Source organism: Streptomyces sp. A0592 (assembly GCF_004795115.1).
GTDB classification, from domain to species: domain Bacteria; phylum Actinomycetota; class Actinomycetes; order Streptomycetales; family Streptomycetaceae; genus Streptomyces; species Streptomyces erythrochromogenes.
Window position 1 is genome coordinate 50,975 of the sequence record NZ_SSBM01000035.1, and the last position, 18,339, is coordinate 69,313.

The 18,339-nt window shown below is 73.8% G+C and carries 19 protein-coding genes; 4 read left to right on the top strand and 15 right to left on the bottom strand.

Translation table 11 applies throughout. The features are described 5' to 3' along the window. Positions 1–5: 5 nt before the first annotated feature. A complete protein-coding gene (gene galT, locus E6U81_RS32400; RefSeq protein WP_136233591.1) occupies positions 6–1,034 on the bottom strand; it encodes a galactose-1-phosphate uridylyltransferase in 1,029 nt (342 codons plus the stop codon). A 156-nt stretch (positions 1,035–1,190) separates the two neighbouring features. On the opposite strand from galT, the gene E6U81_RS32405 reads away from it, so the two are divergent. Together E6U81_RS32405 and E6U81_RS32410 are read left to right on the top strand one after the other, a co-directional pair. After that, a complete protein-coding gene (locus tag E6U81_RS32405; RefSeq protein WP_136233608.1) occupies positions 1,191–1,739 on the top strand; it encodes a type 1 glutamine amidotransferase domain-containing protein in 549 nt (182 codons plus the stop codon). 143 nt (positions 1,740–1,882) lie between these two features. Further along, positions 1,883–3,949 (top strand): SpoIIE family protein phosphatase, encoded by a 2,067-nt coding sequence (locus tag E6U81_RS32410; RefSeq protein ID WP_136233609.1) that lies wholly within the window; start codon positions 1,883–1,885, stop codon positions 3,947–3,949. Between the two features lie 46 nt (positions 3,950–3,995). Here E6U81_RS32410 and E6U81_RS32415 read toward each other — a convergent pair whose 3' ends face one another. Both E6U81_RS32415 and E6U81_RS32420 read right to left on the bottom strand, forming a co-directional pair. After that, positions 3,996–4,763, bottom strand: a complete 768-nt coding sequence (locus E6U81_RS32415) for an NPP1 family protein (RefSeq protein WP_136233610.1) — start codon at positions 4,761–4,763, stop codon at positions 3,996–3,998. 566 nt (positions 4,764–5,329) lie between these two features. Further along, positions 5,330–6,214, bottom strand: a complete 885-nt coding sequence (locus tag E6U81_RS32420) for an SDR family NAD(P)-dependent oxidoreductase (RefSeq protein WP_136233592.1) — start codon at positions 6,212–6,214, stop codon at positions 5,330–5,332. 87 nt (positions 6,215–6,301) lie between these two features. On the opposite strand from E6U81_RS32420, the gene E6U81_RS32425 reads away from it, so the two are divergent. Continuing rightward, on the top strand, positions 6,302–6,772 hold the full coding sequence (locus E6U81_RS32425; RefSeq protein ID WP_136233593.1) for a MarR family winged helix-turn-helix transcriptional regulator: 471 nt from the start codon (positions 6,302–6,304) through the stop codon (positions 6,770–6,772). 48 nt (positions 6,773–6,820) lie between these two features. Here the strand turns inward: E6U81_RS32425 and E6U81_RS32430 are convergent, their stop codons facing one another. The 12 genes from E6U81_RS32430 to E6U81_RS32490 form a co-directional block, all read right to left on the bottom strand. Next, positions 6,821–8,233, bottom strand: coding sequence for a HAMP domain-containing sensor histidine kinase (locus E6U81_RS32430; RefSeq protein ID WP_136233594.1), 1,413 nt, complete (start codon positions 8,231–8,233; stop codon positions 6,821–6,823). Then, positions 8,230–8,955 (bottom strand): response regulator transcription factor, encoded by a 726-nt coding sequence (locus E6U81_RS32435; protein WP_136233595.1) that lies wholly within the window; start codon positions 8,953–8,955, stop codon positions 8,230–8,232. The genes E6U81_RS32430 and E6U81_RS32435 overlap by 4 nt, the downstream gene beginning before the upstream one ends. Before the next feature lie 31 nt (positions 8,956–8,986). After that, entirely contained in the window at positions 8,987–9,559 is a 573-nt protein-coding gene (locus tag E6U81_RS32440) for an HPP family protein (protein WP_136233596.1), read from the bottom strand. A gap of 149 nt (positions 9,560–9,708) precedes the next feature. After that, a complete protein-coding gene (locus E6U81_RS32445; RefSeq protein WP_136233597.1) occupies positions 9,709–10,287 on the bottom strand; it encodes a hypothetical protein in 579 nt (192 codons plus the stop codon). Positions 10,288–10,368: 81 nt separating this feature from the next. After that, complete coding sequence (locus E6U81_RS32450; RefSeq protein WP_136233598.1) at positions 10,369–11,151, bottom strand: cytochrome c biogenesis protein CcdA; 783 nt, start codon at positions 11,149–11,151, stop codon at positions 10,369–10,371. After that, positions 11,148–11,762 carry a TlpA disulfide reductase family protein gene (locus tag E6U81_RS32455; protein ID WP_136233599.1) on the bottom strand — a complete coding sequence of 205 codons (615 nt, stop codon included), beginning with the start codon at positions 11,760–11,762 and terminating at the stop codon, positions 11,148–11,150. The genes E6U81_RS32450 and E6U81_RS32455 overlap by 4 nt, the downstream gene beginning before the upstream one ends. Beyond that, positions 11,759–12,532: a thioredoxin family protein gene (locus E6U81_RS32460; protein WP_136233600.1), complete on the bottom strand. Its 774-nt coding sequence runs from the start codon at positions 12,530–12,532 to the stop codon at positions 11,759–11,761. Before E6U81_RS32460 ends, E6U81_RS32455 begins: the two co-directional genes overlap by 4 nt. 294 nt (positions 12,533–12,826) lie before the next feature. Continuing rightward, positions 12,827–13,384 (bottom strand): hypothetical protein, encoded by a 558-nt coding sequence (locus E6U81_RS41360; protein ID WP_240804141.1) that lies wholly within the window; start codon positions 13,382–13,384, stop codon positions 12,827–12,829. Positions 13,385–13,596: 212 nt separating this feature from the next. Further along, positions 13,597–14,457, bottom strand: coding sequence for a CAP domain-containing protein (locus E6U81_RS32475; protein ID WP_136233601.1), 861 nt, complete (start codon positions 14,455–14,457; stop codon positions 13,597–13,599). 272 nt (positions 14,458–14,729) lie between these two features. Continuing rightward, positions 14,730–15,161, bottom strand: coding sequence for a VOC family protein (locus E6U81_RS32480; protein WP_136233602.1), 432 nt, complete (start codon positions 15,159–15,161; stop codon positions 14,730–14,732). Between the two features lie 33 nt (positions 15,162–15,194). Further along, positions 15,195–16,352, bottom strand: a complete 1,158-nt coding sequence (locus E6U81_RS32485; protein ID WP_136233603.1) for an agmatine deiminase family protein — start codon at positions 16,350–16,352, stop codon at positions 15,195–15,197. A gap of 178 nt (positions 16,353–16,530) precedes the next feature. Continuing rightward, positions 16,531–17,169, bottom strand: a complete 639-nt coding sequence (locus E6U81_RS32490) for a TetR/AcrR family transcriptional regulator (RefSeq protein ID WP_136233604.1) — start codon at positions 17,167–17,169, stop codon at positions 16,531–16,533. A gap of 111 nt (positions 17,170–17,280) precedes the next feature. On the opposite strand from E6U81_RS32490, the gene E6U81_RS32495 reads away from it, so the two are divergent. Then, the coding region (locus E6U81_RS32495; RefSeq protein ID WP_136233605.1) for a serine/threonine-protein kinase at positions 17,281–18,339 on the top strand (1,059 nt) is incomplete at its 3' end.

Below are 18,339 nucleotides of genomic sequence, written 5' to 3' on the forward strand. Positions count from 1 at the left end.
CCCGGTCACAGGACCTCCCGCAGCCGCCGAGCCGCCGCCTCGGGCGTCACGTCGTTCATGAAGGCGTCCATGCCGGCTTCGGTCCCCGCCGTGTACTTGAGCTTGTCCGCGGTCCGCCGGACGGTGAACAGCTCTAGGTGCAGGGCGAGTTCCTCGCCCCCGGCGAGCGGTGCCTGGTGCCAGGCCGCGATGTAGGGGGTGGGCGCGGCCAGCCCGAAGAGCCGGTCGAAGCGGCGCAGCAGGTCCAGGTACAGGCCGGGGAACTCGGCGCGCTCCGCCTCGCCGAGCCGGGTCAGATCGGGGACCCTGCGGTGCGGGTGGAGGTGGACCTCGTACGGCCAGCGCGCGGCGTACGGGACGAAGGCAGTCCAGTGCTCCCCGGCGAGGACCACGCGTTCGGTGGCCGCGCGGGCCTCCGCGAGGATGTCCTCGAAGAGGTTGCGCCCGGTGCGGGCGCGGTGCGCGGACGCGGCGGCGAGGTGCTTGGCGGTCCGCGGGGTGGTGGTGGAGAAGGCGTAGATCTGGCCGTGCGGGTGGGCCAGCGTCACGCCGATCTCCGCGCCGCGGTTCTCGAAGCAGTACACCTGCCGCACGCCGGGGCGGGCGGACAGCTCGGCGGTGCGGTCGGTCCAGGCGTCCAGGACCAGGCCGACCCGCTCGGGCGTGAGATCGGCGAAGCCGGCGTCGTGCTCGGGCGTGAAGCAGACCACCTCGCAGCGGCCCGCCTCGCCGGAGAGGGACGGGAAGCGGTTCTCGAAGACGGCCACCTCGTAGTCGGCGGCCGGGATCTCGCTCTGCCGGCCGTCCCGGGAGGGGCACAGGGGGCAGGCGTCCGCCGGCGGGTGGTAGGTGCGGGACTGCCGGTGGGCGGCGATGGTGACCCAGTCGCCGGTGGCCGGGTCCCGGCGGAGCTCCGGGGTGCTCTCGACCCGGTCCAGCGGGCGCCGGTCCTCGGCCCCGCGGTCCCGGCCGGGCTCGCTGTCGTAGTAGATGAGCTCGCGGCCGTCCGCGAGTTCGGTGACGGTCCTGTGCACGTGCACGTCCTCGCCTGTCTCGTCAGGGGGTGACGGCCGGGGCCGACGCGTCCTCGATCATACGGCTGTTTGCCCTGCTCCCGAAGGGGCAGGCGCCGTACGCGGGCGGAGCGGGCGTCTGACGGGCGTCACCCCCGCGGAAGGGACGTGACGACGATGAGGGTGGCGTTTCTCGTGGCGCCGGAAGGCGTCGAGCAGGTCGAGCTGGAGAAGCCGTGGCACGCCGTGCAGGACCAGGGCTGGCAGCCGCGCCTCGTGTCGACCGAGGACGGCCGGGTCCAGGCGTTCCACCACCTCGACAAGGCGGACACCTTCCCCGTCGACGACGTGGTCGGTACCGCCGGACCGGACGCCTACGACGCCCTGGTGCTGCCGGGCGGCGTCGCCAACCCCGACGCCCTGCGCATGGACGCGCGCGCGGTCGCCTTCGTCCAGGGCTTCTTCCGCGCCGGGCGGCCGGTGGCGGCGATCTGCCACGCGCCCTGGACGCTCGTCGAGGCCGGCACGGTCGGGGGCAGGACCGTGACGTCCTGGCCCAGCCTCGCGACCGACCTGCGCAACGCCGGCGCCACCTGGGTCGACGAGGACGTACGGGTCTGCCGCGCGGCGCCCGGCACGCTCATCACCAGCCGCAGGCCCGACGACCTCGACGCCTTCTGCACCGCCCTGGTCGACGAGTTCGGCGCCGCCTCGGCCGGACGCTGACGGACGGCCGGCGCGCGGAACGGGACGGCGGCCGGCGTACGGGCTGTGACGGGAGGTGGGTTGTGAGCGGCGGCGGTGAGGACCTTGCGCATACGGATGCTGCGGATGCGTCTACGGCTGCGGGCCGGGCCGGATCCTGGCTGCTGGACGAGGCGCTGACCGAGACGATCCGGCGGACGGGGGCGTCCGCCGGCGGGTTCCACCTCTGGGACGGGCCGGCGCACGGCCTGCTGGGACTCGTCGTGCTGTGCGGCGTCCCGGCCGAGGTGGCGAGGCCGTGGTACCGGATCTCCCCGGCCGCTTCCACCCCCGTGAGCGACGCCGTACGCGAGGAACGGCTGGTCTGGATCGGCTCGCAGGAGGAGCTCGCCCACGACTACCCGCAGGCCGCCGTGAGCCTGCCTTATGAGTTCTGCCTGGCATCGGCCCCGCTGACGGGCCGCCGGGGCTCCCACGGTGCCCTGTTCCTGCTGTGGCCCGCCGGCCACGCCCGTACGCCGAGCCTGCGTGAACAGCACCACATCACCTCGGCCGCCCGCCGCGTCGCGCGGATGCTGGACCAGGCCGACGGGGTACCGGCGCTGCCCGACCTGCCCCGCGTCATCCCGGCCACACCGCCCCGTAGGTTCGGCGGCCGGCCCCCGCAGGCCGCTGCCGACTGGGCGGAACGCCTGCCCGAGGGAGCCCTGGCCCTGGACCTGGAGGGCCGGATCACGTTCGTGGACGGCACCGCCGAGGCCCTGCTGGGCCGCGCGTCCGGCCAGTTGCTGGGCACCTGGCCCTGGCAGTCCCTGCCCTGGCTGGACGCACCGCTGGTCGAGGACCGGTACCGCGCGGCCGTCCTCAGCCGCGAGCCGGTGGGGTTCACCGCCCTGCGCCCGCCGGACGTCCCGCTGGGCTTCCAGCTCTATCCGGACTCCAGCGGCATCAGCGTCCGCATCACCCGCCCCGCCCGGCACACCGAGGAGGTCCGGTCCGGCCTGTCCGCAGGGACCGCCGGACCGCAGACCGGCCGGGTCCACCAGCTCCTGCACCTCGCGGCCGCCATGACGGAGACCGTCACCGTCCGCGACGTCGTGGAACTGGTCGCCCACCAGGTCCTGCCCGCCTTCGGGGCCGACGCCCTCGTCCTGTCCGCCGCCGACGCGGGCCGCCTGAAGATCACCGGCCACCACGGGTACGACCCGGCGGTCATCGAGCGGCTCGACGGACTGCCCCTGGACACCGGGCTGACTCCGGCGGGACAGGTCATGGCCACCGGCCTTCCCGCCTTCTTCGACGACGCCGCGGCGATGGCCCGCCTGCATCCCGGCGCACCGCAGATCAGCGGCAAACGCGCCTGGGCGTTCCTCCCCTTGACCGTCTCCGGCCGGCCGGTGGGCTGCTGCATCCTCTCCTACGAGCGGCCGCACGCCTTCACCGCCGACGAGCGCGCCGTCCTCACCTCCCTGGCCGGTCTCGTCGCCCAGGCCCTCGACCGGGCCCGCCTGCACGACGCGGCGCACGACCTCGCCCACGGACTCCAGCAGGCACTCCTCCCGCACACCCTGCCCACGGTGCCGGGCCTGGCCGCCGCCGCCCGCTATCTGCCCGCGGGCCACGGCATGGACATCGGCGGGGACTTCTACGACGTCATCGTGCTGGACGACACCACCGTCGCGGCCGTCATCGGCGACGTCCAGGGGCACAACGTCGCCGCGGCCGCCCTCATGGGCCAGGTCCGTACTGCCATCCGCGCCGCCGCGGGCGCCCCGCCGGGTGCGGTCCTCGCCCGCACCGGCCGCCTCCTGGCTGGCCTGGACACCGATCTGCTCGTGTCCTGCCTCTACGTCCACATCGACCTGACGAGCCGGTGCGCGACGCTGGCCAGCGCCGGGCATCCGCCACCGCTGGTGCACGCCCCCGGCTCCCCGCCCCACCGCGTAGAGCTCGACCCCTGGCCGCTCCTCGGGGTCGGCCTCGACACCCCGTGCCCCGTGACCCGCCTGGAGCTGGAGCCGGGGACCCTCCTGACCCTCTACACCGACGGGCTGGTGGAGAAGCCCACCGCGGCCGGCATCGACGCTGAGCGCGGCACCGACGACCTCGCCGCGGTCCTCGCCGACCACGACGGGGCGGACCTGGACGACCTCATCGAGGCCCTGCTGCGCGGTACCGGTGCGGCCTCGCACCACACGGACGACATCGCGCTGCTCCTCCTGCGCCTGTGACGGGGGAGGAGCAGCGCGGGGTGCCCGGCGCCCCGGTGGCGGGCGGCTACAGGTACGGGTCGAAGGGGATGCCCGCCGGCTTGGCCTCCGCCAGGTGGGACGTGAAGGAGCCGTCCTTCAGGCCGAAGTGCGCGCTGCCGAAGTCGGCCTGGCTGAGCTTGTCCCGCAGCGTCGCCGGGTATCCCGACCAGCCGACGAGCGTGGGGTACTGCCAGGTGCCGCGGTGGTTCTCCGGCGGCTCGTCGTTGGTGTTCGCCGCACGGAAGCAGTGGGTGCCGATTCCGTCCTTGTGGTAGACGACCTTGGGATGGGTGCCGTCCCAGCGGATCCGGTCGCGCGCGTGGACCACGAAGTCGCCGTGCGCGGAGGTGGCGACGTACTTCGCCTCGTTGTTCTGGATCCACACCACCACGTGTTCCCAGTCGTGGCGGTGGCCGCCGAGGCTGATGCCGGGGATGGCCTGGTCCTTCTCGAAGTAGAGCGCGTAGACCACGGCGCACCAGCCGTTGTTGCACTTCCAGCGCGAGTACCCGTTGGTGTTGGCGAGGTCCGAGGCATCCCGGCAGTTGCCGTCGAGGGCGCCGGTGGGCTTGAGCCCGCCGTTCAGGACCCCGGTCGGTCCTATGGCGGGTGTCGGGTAGCAGCCGTCGGTGTCGTAGTCGTAGGCGGGCTGGAAGGTCAGCTCGATCGCCTCGGCCTGGCCGGGCAGCGCCGGGGGCGGAGCCGCGAAGGCCACCTGGGGGACGCCTACGACGAGCGCGAGGGCGGCGCCGAGGACGACGAGGGATCTGCGGATGTGACGGTTGGACCGCACAACTGGCACAACTGGCCTCCTGGCCGGACGGGTTCGAGGGTGGCGGGCCGATGACGGCCACCGCCGACCGACACGCCGGGAGCATCATTCGCGAACCGGGTTGTCGCGGCAAGGGTGCGCGCAGCCTCTGCTTCATTCGCGGAGAGCTCGAACTGCCCGTCAGGTCAGGAGAGTTGGGGAAATGTCAGAAATGGCGGCGCGGGCGCCGGCGAGCGGCTCCCGTACGCACGAAAGGTCCGCCCCCGGGAGCCGGGGGCGGACCGGAGCCTCAGCCGGGTGCCGTCAGACGGTCACAGGCCGACCGTGTTCATGAGGATGATGGCCGCGAGGTTCAGGAGGATGACGGTGACGACGATGCCGATCGCGATCCAGGCCTTGCGTGATTCGTCCATGGGCGCGGGTCACCTCCCTGCGGGGACGCGCCGCGGCGCGGCGGTCAGGCGGTCCGGCGGCCGGGCGGCGCCCGGCCGGCCTCCTCCCATGCTGACCCCGCCGCGCGCGGAGCGCAGGTCGGCCGCCCCCGCGCCTGGCCCCGCCCCGGTCCTGGCGGGCCCGGCAGGGTGCGGTCAGCCCACCCAGGTGCCCGTCATGCCGAGCACGGCCGAGCCGTCCTGGTCCGTCAGCTTGGTCGCGGTGAAGTCGCGGGCCCACTGCGAGGTCTGGATGCGGAAGGCGGGACGGTCGGCGGTCAGCGCCTCCATGACGGCCTCGGCCGCCCCGGCCGGGGTCTGGGCTGCATCCTCGGTGAACTGGCTGACCGTGCGGTCGATGTAGGTGCGCAGCGCGTCGGCGTACGGTCCGGCGGCGGCGATCCGGGCGCCGAGGTCCAGTCCGATGTTGTTGACGAACTCGGTCGCCACCGCGCCCGGCTCGATGACGGACACGCTCACGCCCAGGGTGCTCGCGACGGGCGCCAGGCTCTCCATGTACCCCTCCACCGCGAACTTCGCGGCGCAGTAGGCCTCGTTGAAGGGCTGGCCGATGACGCCGCCGACGCTGGTGACGGTGATCAGGCGGCCGCCGGTGGCCCGGAGGTGGGGGAGTGCCGCCTTGGAGACGTTGAGTACGCCGAAGAAGTTGACCTCCATGACCTCGCGGACGTCGGCCACGGATTCCAGCTCCAGGGTGCCGAGGTGTCCGGCGCCGGCGTTGTTGACGACGGCGTCCAGTCGGCCGTAGTCGGCGATCACGCCGTCGATGGCGGCGGTCGCGGACTCCTCGTCGACGACGTCGAGGCGGCGGATGTCGATCTCGACGCCCGCCTCGGCGGCGGCCTTGCGCAGGGCGTGGGCCCGGCCGGTGTCGCGCAGCGTGGCCACCGTGCGCCATCCGGCGCGGGCCGCGGCGACGGCCGCCGCCAGCCCGATGCCGGAGGAGGTGCCGGTGATCAGGACGGTACGCAGGGAGGCGTCGGCGGTGGTCGCGGCGGGAGCGGTGGGGAGCGTGGACATGGCATACCTCTGGAGGATCGGATTTATGTGCGTGCACACACACTTTAAAGTTATGTGCGTGCACACGCAACCTCTAGACTGTGCGACATGCCGAAGAAGCTCACAGAAGCCGAGATGCCGGCGGCCGACTACGCCTTCTACGGGCTGGTCTGGGCCGGCACGACGATGACGGACCGCGTGGACAAGGCGCTGGTCAAGGCGCACGACCTGCCCGTGTCCTGGTTCGAGGTCATGCTGTGGCTGGCGTCCAGCCCCGAGCCGGTGCCCGCCTCCGTCCTCGGGAACAGCACCCTGCTCAGCCGCAGCCAGGTCTCCCGGGTCGTGGACGCCCTGCAGAGCCGTGGCCTGGTGACCCGTACGCCGTCGGCGCGCGACGCCCGCTCGGTGGAGGTCTCGCTCACACCGGCCGGCCGCACCGTCTTCGCGGCGGCCGACGCCACCCGTCGCGAGGCCCTGGCGCCTGTCTTCACGGACCTCCTCGACGCGGAGGACCTGGAGGCCCTCGGCACGGTCTGGCGCAAACTCAAGGCGGCCGCCAAGACCGCACAGGCCGAGTAGCCGGCGCCGGCCGTGATCCACCGGTCGCGGGGCCTGGCCCGCCGGGCACTACCGGCCGCGGGTCCAGGCCGGGCGGCGGCGGGACGTGCGGGGGCGGCGCAGCCTGCGGCCGGACGGGGCGGACGGGGCCAGCGCGAACGTCACGGTGATGTGCGCGCCGCCCAGCGGGCCGCGGGTGATGCGCATGGAGCCGCCCGTGGCGGTCGCCGCCCGCTGCGCGATGTCGAGGCCCAGTCCGGAGGACCCGGTGCTGCTGCCGCGGGACAGGGCCCGGTCCGGTTCGGGGATGCCGGGGCCGCCGTCCTCCACGACCAGCTCCACGGCCTGGGCGGTGCGCACGACCTGCACGCCGAACGGGGTCCCGGGCGCGGTGTGCCGGAAGATGTTGCCGATCAGCGCGTCCACCACGGCGGCGATGTCGTCGTCGGAGAGGCTGACGGCCGTCGGCTCCTGGGTCAGGTCGAGGGTGCAGCACCGGTTCTGCTGTTCCGCCAGGACCGTCCAGAAGGCGGTGCGGCGGCTCACGACCTCGGCCGCCTCGCAGCGCGGACCGGACGCCCCCGCACCGGTCGAGGCCTGGCCCGCGGCCGGGTCCGTACCGAGCAGGCCCTGCCCCATGGGGCCCACGGCGAGAGGGGTCCGCGCCGCGGCGATGATGGCCTGGAGCTCCGTCTCCAGCTCGCCGACCGCCGCCTCCACCCTGGCCGACTCCGGCGTTCCGGCCATCCGCTCCGACGCGAGGTGCAGGGCGGTCAGCGGGGTGCGCAGCCGGTGGGAAAGGTCGGCGACGAGTTCGCGTTCGACGGCGAGCAGCTCGGTCATCCGGTGGGCCATCGCGTTGAAGGCGATGCCCGCGTCGCGCAGCTCCTTGGGACCCATGGGCTCCACGCGGGTGTCCAGGTCGCCCTGGCCGAGGGCGTGGGACGCCTGCGACAGCCGCTTCGACGACCGTACGACCTTCGCGCCGAGGCGGTCGGCGACCAGGACGGAACCGCCGACCAGCCCCACCGCGAGGAAGAGCATGACCGCCCACGATTCCTTGACCCCGCGCGTGAGTTCCGCCTCGGGGACGAAGTTCTCGATGACGGCGACCTGGTCGCCGGGGAGCACCACCGGCTGGAGGCAGATCCAGCCGTCGGGGATCTCCTGGGAGATGGACTCGCGTCCCTGCTGGGCCCGTTCGAGCAGCGCTGCCGGGGCCCTGGAGGTGCCGAGGGGCCCGGAGCCCGGCAGGTGCACCACCAGGTAGTCGGACGCGTCCAGGCTCGCCGCGGACTCCCGCAGCGCGTTCGGGTCCGTGGTCAGGGTGAGCACGGGCGCCAGGGCGGCGGCGCGCTGCTCGGCGGCGTTGACGCCCTGCTCCTTGACCAGCGACATCACCAGCGCCGCCAGCGGTATGAGGAAGGAGAGGGCGACCATGGAGGTCACGGCGAGAGCCACTCCGGCCAGTGAGCGCCTCACCGCGGGGCCACCAGCTTGATGCCCACGCCCCGGACGGTCAGCAGGTAGCGCGGGGCCGCCGCGCGTTCGCCGAGCTTGCGCCGCAGGGACGACAGGTGCACGTCGACGGTCTGGTCGTCCACGTACGGCTCCCGCCAGACCTCCGTCAGCAGACGGCGTTTGGAGACGACCTGCCCCGAGTGGTGGGCGAGGAAGGCCAGCAGGTCGAACTCACGGCGGGTGAGGCGCAGCTCCCGCCCGGCCAGGTACGCGGTGCGCGCACCCGGGTCCACCGCCAGCTCGCCCACGACGGTGGCCCGCAGCGGTTCGGCCGCCGCGGCGACGGCCGCGCCCGCGGCGCCGGCGCCGGTGGGCGGGACGTGGCTGGTGCGCCGCAGGACGGCGGACAGACGTGCGACGAGCTGCCCTCCGGAGAAGGGCTTGACCAGGTAGTCGTCCGCGCCCGCGTTGAGGATCTTGATGATCTCCGACTCGTCGTCACGGGCGGTGGCCACCAGGACGGGCACGGAGGATATGCCCCGGATCATGCGCAGGGCGTCCCCTCCGTCCAGGTCCGGCAGCCCCAGGTCGAGGACCACGGCGTCGACCGGCGTCTGGGTGACCTCGCGCAGGGCACTGAACCCGTCGGCGGCGCTGCGTACGGCATACCCGTGTTCCGACAGGACCTCGATCAGGGACTGGCGGATGCTGGGGTCGTCTTCGACGACCAGGACGCTCGGCATGCGGACACCTTAGGGGCAGGGCCGCCTGGGCTCACCACCAGTACTGCGGGTAGCGGGTTCCGGTGCGGCGGGCGCGCGAGAGGGCACAGCCCGCGAGGACGACGAGCAGGGCCGCCCCGGCCAGCAGGGGGACGAAGGTGCGGGGGTCCGGCGTCCGCAGGACGATGACGACGGCGGTGGCGCAGGCGGGGGAGTGCGGGGTCCGGGCCAGGGTCATCACGGCGAGGGAGAGCCCCGCCGCGACGGCCGCCACCCAGGGCGAGCTGCCGAAGGCGCCGAGCCCCGCATATCCGACGGCGGCGCACAGCAGGTGGCCGGCGATCACGCTGCGGGGCTGGGCCAGCGGCAGCCCGGGCACGCTGTGCACGATCGCCGCGGACGCGGCCAGCGGGGGTATGAGGACGGGTTCGTGGAGGGCGGCGCCGATGGCCACCAGGGCCAGCATGACGGCGGTGGCACCGCTGGCGCTGTGCAGGACGGTACCCGGTGCCGGAGCGGGGGCACGTCCCACGAGGCGCGGCAGTATCCGGCCGGGCGGGGCGGCGGACGGGCGCGGTCGCGCGTGCTCGTGCTCGCGCTCGGGGGCGATCTGGTCGGTGCTCAAGGGGGATGGCGTCTTCGGGGCAGGGCCGGCGGGCAGGCGCCCGGCCGGCGGTGAACGGCAGTGCGCGGGGGCGGCCGCGAACCCCCAGGATCATACGAAGCCGCGCGAACCGGGCGCCCGCCGGGTCCGCCCCCGCCGAAGGACTGCCGTCAGGGAGCCTCGAAGGTGGGGCCGTCACCGGTGATGCGCAGCCGTACGGGGCGGTCGGACACCGGAATGGTGCAGCCGTCCCGCGTGCTGCAACTCGCGTAGCCGACCAGCACCGTCGCGTCCCCGTTCCCGTCGGCGCGGACGGGCAGCGTCGTGGTGACCGGGCCGTCGGGGTAGACCGGGACCTGGGCGTCCACGCCGGGCACGCTGATCGACCGTACCTCCGCGGCAGCCTTGAGGCCGCCCTTCGCCTTGAGGGCTCCGGTGACCGCCACGGCGGTCGGCCGGCCGACCCCCTCGATGCCGGTGGCCGGCAGCTCGGTGCTGTAGAGGTGGAAGCCCTTCTTCTCCGGTGTGAAGACCGCGGTCAGGGTGCCCTCCGAGGCCTTCCAGTCGGAGACGGACAGCGTGACGGTGACCCCGTTCTCGGAGAAGCGCGTCGTGGGGGCGGCGGCGCCGGCGGCGGTCACGGCGTCCGCGGCGGGCTGCCCGCCGCAGGCCGACAGCGCGGCCAGGGAGAGGAGGGCGGCCGCGACGCGGACCGTGCGGGAGCGCCTCACCTGCGTGGAAACGTTCATCTGTGCCTCTGCGTTGCGTGAATCGGATGGGGTCGGTTCGGTCGGACGGGGTCGGATGGGGTCGGTCGGATCGGTCGGGTCTCAGAGGGCCGTGGTGAAGTTCGCGCTCCACAACTGCATGCTGTACACGATGTCGTTCCACACGCCGGTGGCCAGCAGCCCGCCGACGAGTACGAGCAGCCCCCCGCCGGTTCGCAGAACCCACGGGTAGTGGCGCTTGACCAGTCCGAAGGCGCCCAGAGCCCGGCGGAAGGCCAGCGCCGCCAGGACGAACGGCAGGCCCAGCCCCAGACAGTAGGCGGCCATCAGCAGGGCCCCGCGGACCGCGCTCGCCTCGGTCCAGGCGAGCGCCTGCACGGCGGCCAGCGTCGGGCCGATGCACGGGGTCCAGCCGACCGCGAACACCGCCCCGAGGGCGGGCGCCCCGGCGAGTCCCAGCGCGGGACGCCGGTGGCTGCGGAACTCCCGCTGGGCGAAGCCCGGCAGGAACCCCATGAAGGACAGCCCCATGAGCACGGTGAGGACGCCGAGCACCTGGGTGACCGTCTCCTGGTGCGCCAGCAGGCTCCTGCCGAAGTACCCGAACAGGGCGCCGCCCGAGACGAGGACCGCGGTGAAACCCAGCACGAACAGCAGCGCGCCGGTCGCCATCCGGCTGCGCCGCCCGCCGCGCGCGTCCGCCAGGTCGGCGACCGACAGGCTGGTCACGTAGCTGAGGTAGCCCGGTACGAGGGGCAGCACGCACGGCGAGAGGAAGGAGACGAGTCCCGCGACGAACGCCACGGGCGCAGCGATCGCGAGGGTCCCGTTGACGAGGGAAGGGGCGTCCGCGACGGCGAGCGTCCAGTGTGCGACGTCCTTCACGACTCCTCCTCCAGGACGCGGGCGAGCAGGGGCCGCAGCTGCTCGTCGGTGACGGCCCCGCCGATGGCGGCGGCGACGCGCCCGCGCCGGTCGATCACGAGCGTCGAGGGGATCGCCTGCGGGTTGACCAAGGAGGGCGGGAACCGGAGCAGGAGTTCGCCGTCGGGGTCGTGGAGGCTGGGGAACGTCATGTCGTGGGCGCGTACGAAGGACCGGGCGGCGGCCCGGTCGCGGTCCCGGGTGTTGATCCCGAGGAACCGGACCCCGTCGCCCCGGGTCTGCCGGCTGAGCCGCTCCAGGTCGTCCGCCTCCGCGCGGCAGGGGCCGCACCACGAGCCCCAGGCGTTCAGGACGACGACCTGGCCCCGGAAATCACCGAGCGCGACCTGATTGCCGTCCAGGTCGGCACCGGCCAGGGCGGGCGCGTCCTGCCGGGTGCCGGGGTCCATGACCGTCGCCCCCGCCGCGGCGACGATCGCGTTCGGCCGTCCGGCCCGGGCCCCCGCGTCGGCGCCGTCGTCCGTCCAGAGGCCGGCGACGGCCAGCACGGCCGCCACCGCGAGGCCGGCGGCGGCCGGGACGAGGGCGGACGCCCGAACCGGTCGTCTCATGCCGCCCACTTGCGCAGGAAGGAGTTGATGCCCTCCGAGGTCAGCGACGGGTTGCCCGTGACGTGGGTGTCGGTGCGCACCGTGCCGGACGGCGAGACGACGACCAGGACGGGCATCGTGTAGGTGCCGCCCGAGGGGCTGTACTTGCGCAGGAGCGCGGAGTTGGCGGAGCTGTTGCCGCCGATGTCCACCTTGACCAGGTGGTACGAGGTCCCGAGGATCCCGGCGGTCTGCGACTGGGCGAACACCTTGTCGGCGGCCTTGCAGTTGCCGCACCAGTTCGCGCCGAAGTCGAGCAGCACCATCCGCCCGTCGGCCTTGGCGGCGCGCAGCGCCGCGTCGATCTGCTTCTGCGCGTCGGCGGAGCTGTCGTAGCCGGGGCCGGGCACCTTGGCCGGCGCCGGTGCGGCGGACGTACGGGCCGGCTTGGCGGAGCCGCCGCCGGTCGAACCGGAACCGGACTGCGCCCGCGAGGGGGTCGGTGAGGAGGACGCCGAGGCGGAGGCGGAGGCAGAGGCGGACGGCGAGGCCGAAGCGGTCGGGGACGTCTCGGCGGAGGCCGTCGCGGACTGCGACTCGGAGGGGAAGGCCTGCGAGGACTGGGCGGCCGTGGCTGGGGCGGCGGAGCCGGCGGGTTCGGAGGACGGGCCGCAGGCCGCGGTCAGGCCCGCTGCGACGACGGCCGCGGCGACCAGCGGCAGCCGCCTTCCCAGGGGCGCTGTGGAGCGGGGCGACGTCGTACGGCGGTCGGCGCGGACGGGTCGGAGCATGCGAGAACTCATGGCGGAGACACCCCAAGGCACGGTTCGGACTGCGGGATGGGCGAAACGCCCCCCGGCTCGGTGAAACCGGCGGCCCGACGGTGCGCCGGGGTGTCGTTCCCCGGTGCCGTCGGCCGCTCGGCTGACGCGAGCATAGGACCGCCCGGGCCCCGTGGAACCGCCTCGGCGTGATCTTGAGCTTGCCCTAAGGAAGAGCTCACCTTCCGCTTCGCCGGAACCCGGTCCATGGGCGGACACAAGGTGTTGATCCCGGTGAAAGGGGCGGGAGCGGCCGAGCGGGACTCAGAAGGACGATTCGCGGACGCTGGCCTTCGCGCTCGGATCGATCGTCGCCGTGACGACCGACTTGTGGTCGGAGCTCGTGAACGTCACCGTCAGGGTGCTGTCCGAGGTCTGCGAGGTGGAGGTCTTGAAGCCCCGGCTGGGGACTGCCGAGATCAGGCACACGCCGCGGCTCCCGTACCGCACCGTCACCTTCCCGCCCTGCGCCGGGACGGTGTACAGGCCCGCCCCTCCCTCCTCGCAGTCGACCTTCCTCGGTGCGGGGGTCCGGGGCGCGCCCGACGTGGCCTTGACGGGCGTGGGGGCGGCCGTCGTCGGGGAGGGGCTCTGCGACGCCGTGGGCGAGGGGCTGGCCGACGCGGACGGGGACGGCGTGTCGGCAGGCGGGCTGCCCGCCTGCCAGGCGGGAGGCGTGTCGATGACCGTCGGGGCGGACCGTGCGACCGGGGGCGTATGCCGGGTCGAGCCGACCACGAACTGGACCGTCGCGAGCACGGCGGTCACGCTGGCGGCCGTGCACGACAGCCATATGAGCAGGTAGCGCGGAGTTCGGGGCACGGCCCCATAGTGTCCGACGTTCCGGCCGGTCTGTCACCGGCTCCCCCCGGAACGGCGCCGGCCCGTGTGCCGGGCGGGCGGGTGAACGCCGACGTCCTCCCACCCGCGGACGGGTGGGAGGACGTGGCTGTGGGGGGTGGTTCAGGGTGGTTCAGCGTGGTTCAGGGGGCGGCAGGGGCTTTCGCCCCGTAAGCCCTTTGTGCGCGGCTCGGTTACCTCGGGGCGCCGAAGTTCTGCGTCCACCACGGGCCGCCGTCGCCCTTGTGGACGCCTATGCCGATCTCCTTGAAGGCGCAGTTGAGGATGTTGGCCCGGTGGCCGGAGCTGTTCATCCACGCCTTCATGACGGCGTCCGCGTCGGCCTGCCCGCGGGCTATGTTCTCGCCCAGGTTGGACCACTTGTAGCCGGCGGCCTCCACCCGGCTGGTCATCGTGGACCCGTCCGGTCCGGTGTGCGACATGACGCCGGCGCGGGCCATGGTGTCGCTGTACCCCCGTGCGGCGGCGCTCAGCTTGGGGTTGGAGGTCAGGGCGCCGCATCCGGCGGCCGCCCGTTCCTTGTTGACCAGGGCGAGCACGGCGGACTCGGCGTCCCCGTTGACGGTGCCGCCGCCCCCGCCCGTGCTGCCGCCTCCGCCGCCCCCGCCGGAGCCGCCCGTGCTGCCCGAGCCGCCGCCCGTGCCGGTGGAGGGCTTCTTCGGGGGCTTGGCGGCGGGGGAGGACTCCGACTTGGTCTCGGCGTCGTTCTCCGTCGTCGCGGGGGCCGCGGGCGTGGCGGACGCCGAGGCGGAGGCCTCGGGCGTCGCGGACGCGCTGGCGCTCGCGCTCGCCGTGGCCGGGGAGTCGGTGGTGGGCGAGGCGGCGTCCGGGGTGGGGGTCGCCGTCCCGGAGGACGTGCCGGCGGCGTCGGTGCGCCGGTCGGAACGCGCGTCATCGCCGGAGTCGGCCACCGCGACCCCCACCGCCACCACCGCGGCGGCCGTGGTGACGGACAGCACGATGCGGGTGCGCACCGTCTTCTTCCGTCGGGCCTCGACGCGGGTCTGCGTTTCGGGAGTTCGGCTGCGGCTCATGCCGGTAACACCTCGCAAGAGAAGGGGAGGAGGGGAGTCCGGCTGAGCCTAGGCCGGTGACCAGCGAAAAAGTCCGCCAGGAGGGGTTCTTCAAGTTCCCTTAAGGAAGCCCGCAGGGTCAACACAGGGACGAGTCGGGCAATCGCCACAACTCACCCTGGCGTGAGGGAAGGTGAGGGTCGGACCCGAAGCCGGACCGTGCCCGCGCCCGGCGCAAGAACGCGCCCCGGGGCGGATGTTGCCCCGGGGCGCGTACGCGTATGCCTCCCGCGTCAGCCGCCGAAGTCGGGCAGCACGAGGGAGCCGTCCTCGGTCAGGGTGAAGCCGGGGTTGTGGGCGATCTCCCAGGCGTGGCCGTCGGGGTCGGTGAAGACGCCCGAGTAGAAACCGATGGCGTTGACCCCGGCCGGCCGGGTGACCGTGCCGCCGGCCGCCGCGGCCGCGTCGAGGACGGCGTCCACCTCGGCGTCGGTGCGCACGTTGTGGGCCAGGGCGATGCCGCCGAAGCCGGCCGACGGGGTGTCCGCGAGGCCGCAGTCCGCGGCCAGCTTCCGGCGGTCCCACAGGACCAGGGCCAGGCCGCCCGCCTGGTGGAAGACCGTCTCCTCGACCTCGGTGCCGCGCCAGCCGAGCGCCGTGTAGAAGCTCTTGGCACGGGCGAGGTCCGCGACGCCGAGGGTGACCAGGCTGATGCGCTGTTCCATACCGCCACCGTAACGCCCGGGCGGGGGGTCCGCTCAGGCCGCGGGCGTCCCCGGCTGGTCGTGCGTCGAGCAGTGGATGCCGCCGCCGCCCGAGGCGATCGTGTCGATGGCGACCGGCACGATGTCCCGCTTGGGGAAGTGCTCCTGGAGGATTCCGCGGGCCCGGTCGTCGGCCTTGCGGTCGCCGAACTTCGGCATGAAGACGGCGTCGTTCGCGATGTAGAAGTTGGCGTAGGTCGACACGAAGTCGTCGCCCTCGCCCGTGATCCTGTTCAGGTCGGGCTGCGGCAGGTCGATGACCTCGAAGCGCCGGCCGCGGGCGTCCGTCGCCTTCGACAGGACGGAATTCGCCTGGTCGGCGGAGCGCGACCAGGAGTCGGCCGGGGTACTGGGGTGCGCGCGGTCCAGCAGGACGACACCGGGCGCGGCGAAGCGTACGAGGCTGTCGACGTGGGCGTCGGTGATGTCCTCGCCGCGTACGCCGGCCAGCCAGACGACCTTCTGGACGCCCAGGGTCTGCTTGAGCTCCGCCTCGATCACGTCCCGGTTCTTGCCCCGGTTGCGGTTGTCGTTGACGATCGAGCTCTCCGTGACCAGCAGGGTGCCCTCGCCGTCCGTTTCGAAGGAGCCGCCCTCGGCGACCATCGGTGCCTGGATCCGGGGGATCCCGTACTTCTGGAGCACGGCCCGGGCGACCGCCCCGTCGTTCCCGTGCTCCTGCTTGTTGCCCCAGCCGTTGAAGTTGAAGTCGACGCCGACGACCTTGCCGCCCTCCTCCACGAAGACGGGGACGGTGTCACGGGCCCACAGGTCGTCCACCGCCAGCGGGATGACCTCGACGTCGTTGCCGCAGGCCCGCTGGGCCGCGGCCACCTGGTCGGGGCGGGCCATCATGACGACGGCCTCGTACTTGCCGACGGCCCGGGCGATCCGCGCGATGTCCTCGCGTACGTAGCGCAGGTCCTGCTCCCACACCCCGGCGGCCAGGGCCGGCCAGGCCATGAAGGTTCGGGTGTGGCTCTCCCACTCCGCGCCGAGGCGGCGCCCGTCGGCCGCGGGGGCGGATCCCTTCGTGGCCTCTGGCTGCACTCCGACCGCCGAGGGGCCGCAGGCCGAGGCGCCGGCGACGATCGCGCCGATTCCGGCGAGGGTGCGAAGGACGGTGCGGCGGGTGGGGGGAAGGAAGGACACGGGGAACTCCGATCGTGGGCTGGCGGAAGGGGTGCATCCGGCCAGGGCGGGCGCGAGTGTCACGTAGGCCGACAAACCGGGCCCTGTGGACAAGGGTGCGCGCTCCGCACCGCGAACGGCCGCTCTGCACGGTGAAGTGATGCGGCCTCGTGTCGACACTGTGGCACTGACTGGAATTTCAGTCAATTCGTGAGGGGTGGGGAGAGGGGGATGCGGGGGAGGGGTGGGAGCCCAGGCGGCCCACTTCCACCGCGATCGCCTCGCGCACCAGGCCGCGGGCGTGCCGGAGGGGGAGCAGCCCGCTGAGCCAGCGGACGCTGAGTCCCTCCAGCAGGGCCGTGAGCCGTTCCGCGGCCGCGGCGGCGGCGCCCGGCGGGGCGGTCGGGCACAGCTCGGTGAGGTGACCCGCGACCTCGGCCGCCCAGGCCGCACCCGCGGCAGCGAGGTCCTCCCGCAGCTCGGGGTCGAAGACCGAGTGGGCCCGCAGTTCGCCCCACGCCGTGCTGTTCTCGCGGACCTCGGGCAGGTCCTGGAACTCCAGCAGCAGGGTCCGCTCCAGCAGCTGCCGAGGCCCGGCCGGGTGGGCCGCCGCCTGCGCGCCTTCCTCCTCCGCCTCGGCGGTGTAGCGGTCGGCCCGGTCGCCGATGAACGCCAGCGCGTGCCGCAGGATGCCGGCCCGGTCCTTGAAGTGGTAGTAGATCAGGGCGGTGGACACGCCGGCCTCGGCCGCCAGGTCCGCCACCCGCAGCCCGCGGACGCCCTGACGTGCGATGACGCGCGCGGCGCCGGTGAGGATCTCTGTTCTGCGGTCGGTCACTGCGTCTTCCCTCCTGGCCGAGTGCGTCTCGCATTGTCACACATTGACTGAAACTTTAGTTAGCGGCACGATGCGCGCAGGTCATTGCCGCATCGTTGAAAGAGCAACCGCATGTCCGAGCACCATCCCGGCGCGCAGCCCGCCCTCACGGCGCTGGCCGCCGACGACCCGTACGAGATCGGCGGCTACCGCCTCCACGCCCGCCTCGGCTCCGGCGGCATGGGGGTGGTCTACCTGGCGTACACGCCGGGGGGCCGGCCCATCGCGCTGAAGGCCGTCCGCAAGGAGCTCGCGGCGGATCCCGAGTTCCGCGAGCGGTTCGCGCAGGAGGTGGCGAGCGCGCGCCGGATCCACGGCCTCTTCACGGCCCAGGTGGTCGACTCCGGCGTCGACGACCGCACCCCGTGGCTGGCCACCGCCTACGTGCCGGGCCCGTCGCTGCACGAAGTGGTGCGGCGGCACGGGCCGTTGCCGACGCGCACCGTACTGCTGCTCGTCGCGGGCATCGCCGAGGCGCTCCAGGCCATTCACCGGGCCGGCGTCGTCCACCGCGACCTCAAGCCGGCCAACGTGCTGGTGGCCGGTGACGGGCCACGGGTGATCGACTTCGGTATCGCGAGGGCGGCCGACGCGGCCGCGCTCACCGGCACGGGGCTGCGGATCGGCACGGCCGCCTTCATGGCTCCCGAGCAGGCGCTGGGCCACCGGGTGACGCCCGCCACCGACGTCTTCGCGCTCGGGGCGCTCGCCGGGTACGTGGCGGGCGGGGTGCCGCCCTTCGGGAACGGGCCGGAGTCCGGCGCGCTGTACCGGGTGGTCCATGAGCACCCCGACCTCAGCCACGTCCCCCGCGACCTGCACGACCTGATCGCGTGGTGCCTGGCCAAGCGCCCGCAGGACCGCCCCACGACCGTCGACCTGATCGCGTCCGTGCACGCGCACCCCGAGGTGGGCCCGCGGCCGGAGTTCACCGACGGCTGGCTGCCCAGCCCCGTCCGCGACGAGGTCGGGGGCCGGGCGGACCCCGGGCCGCCCGCCCCGGCCCATGCCCGGGCGACGCCCGCCGTGGCCTCGGGTGCGGTCGCCGCGGTCTTCGACAAGGGCGCGTACGAGGCCGCGTACAGCGGCTTCGAGGGGGCCGACGAGAACGGTGAGGGCCTCGCCGCCTGG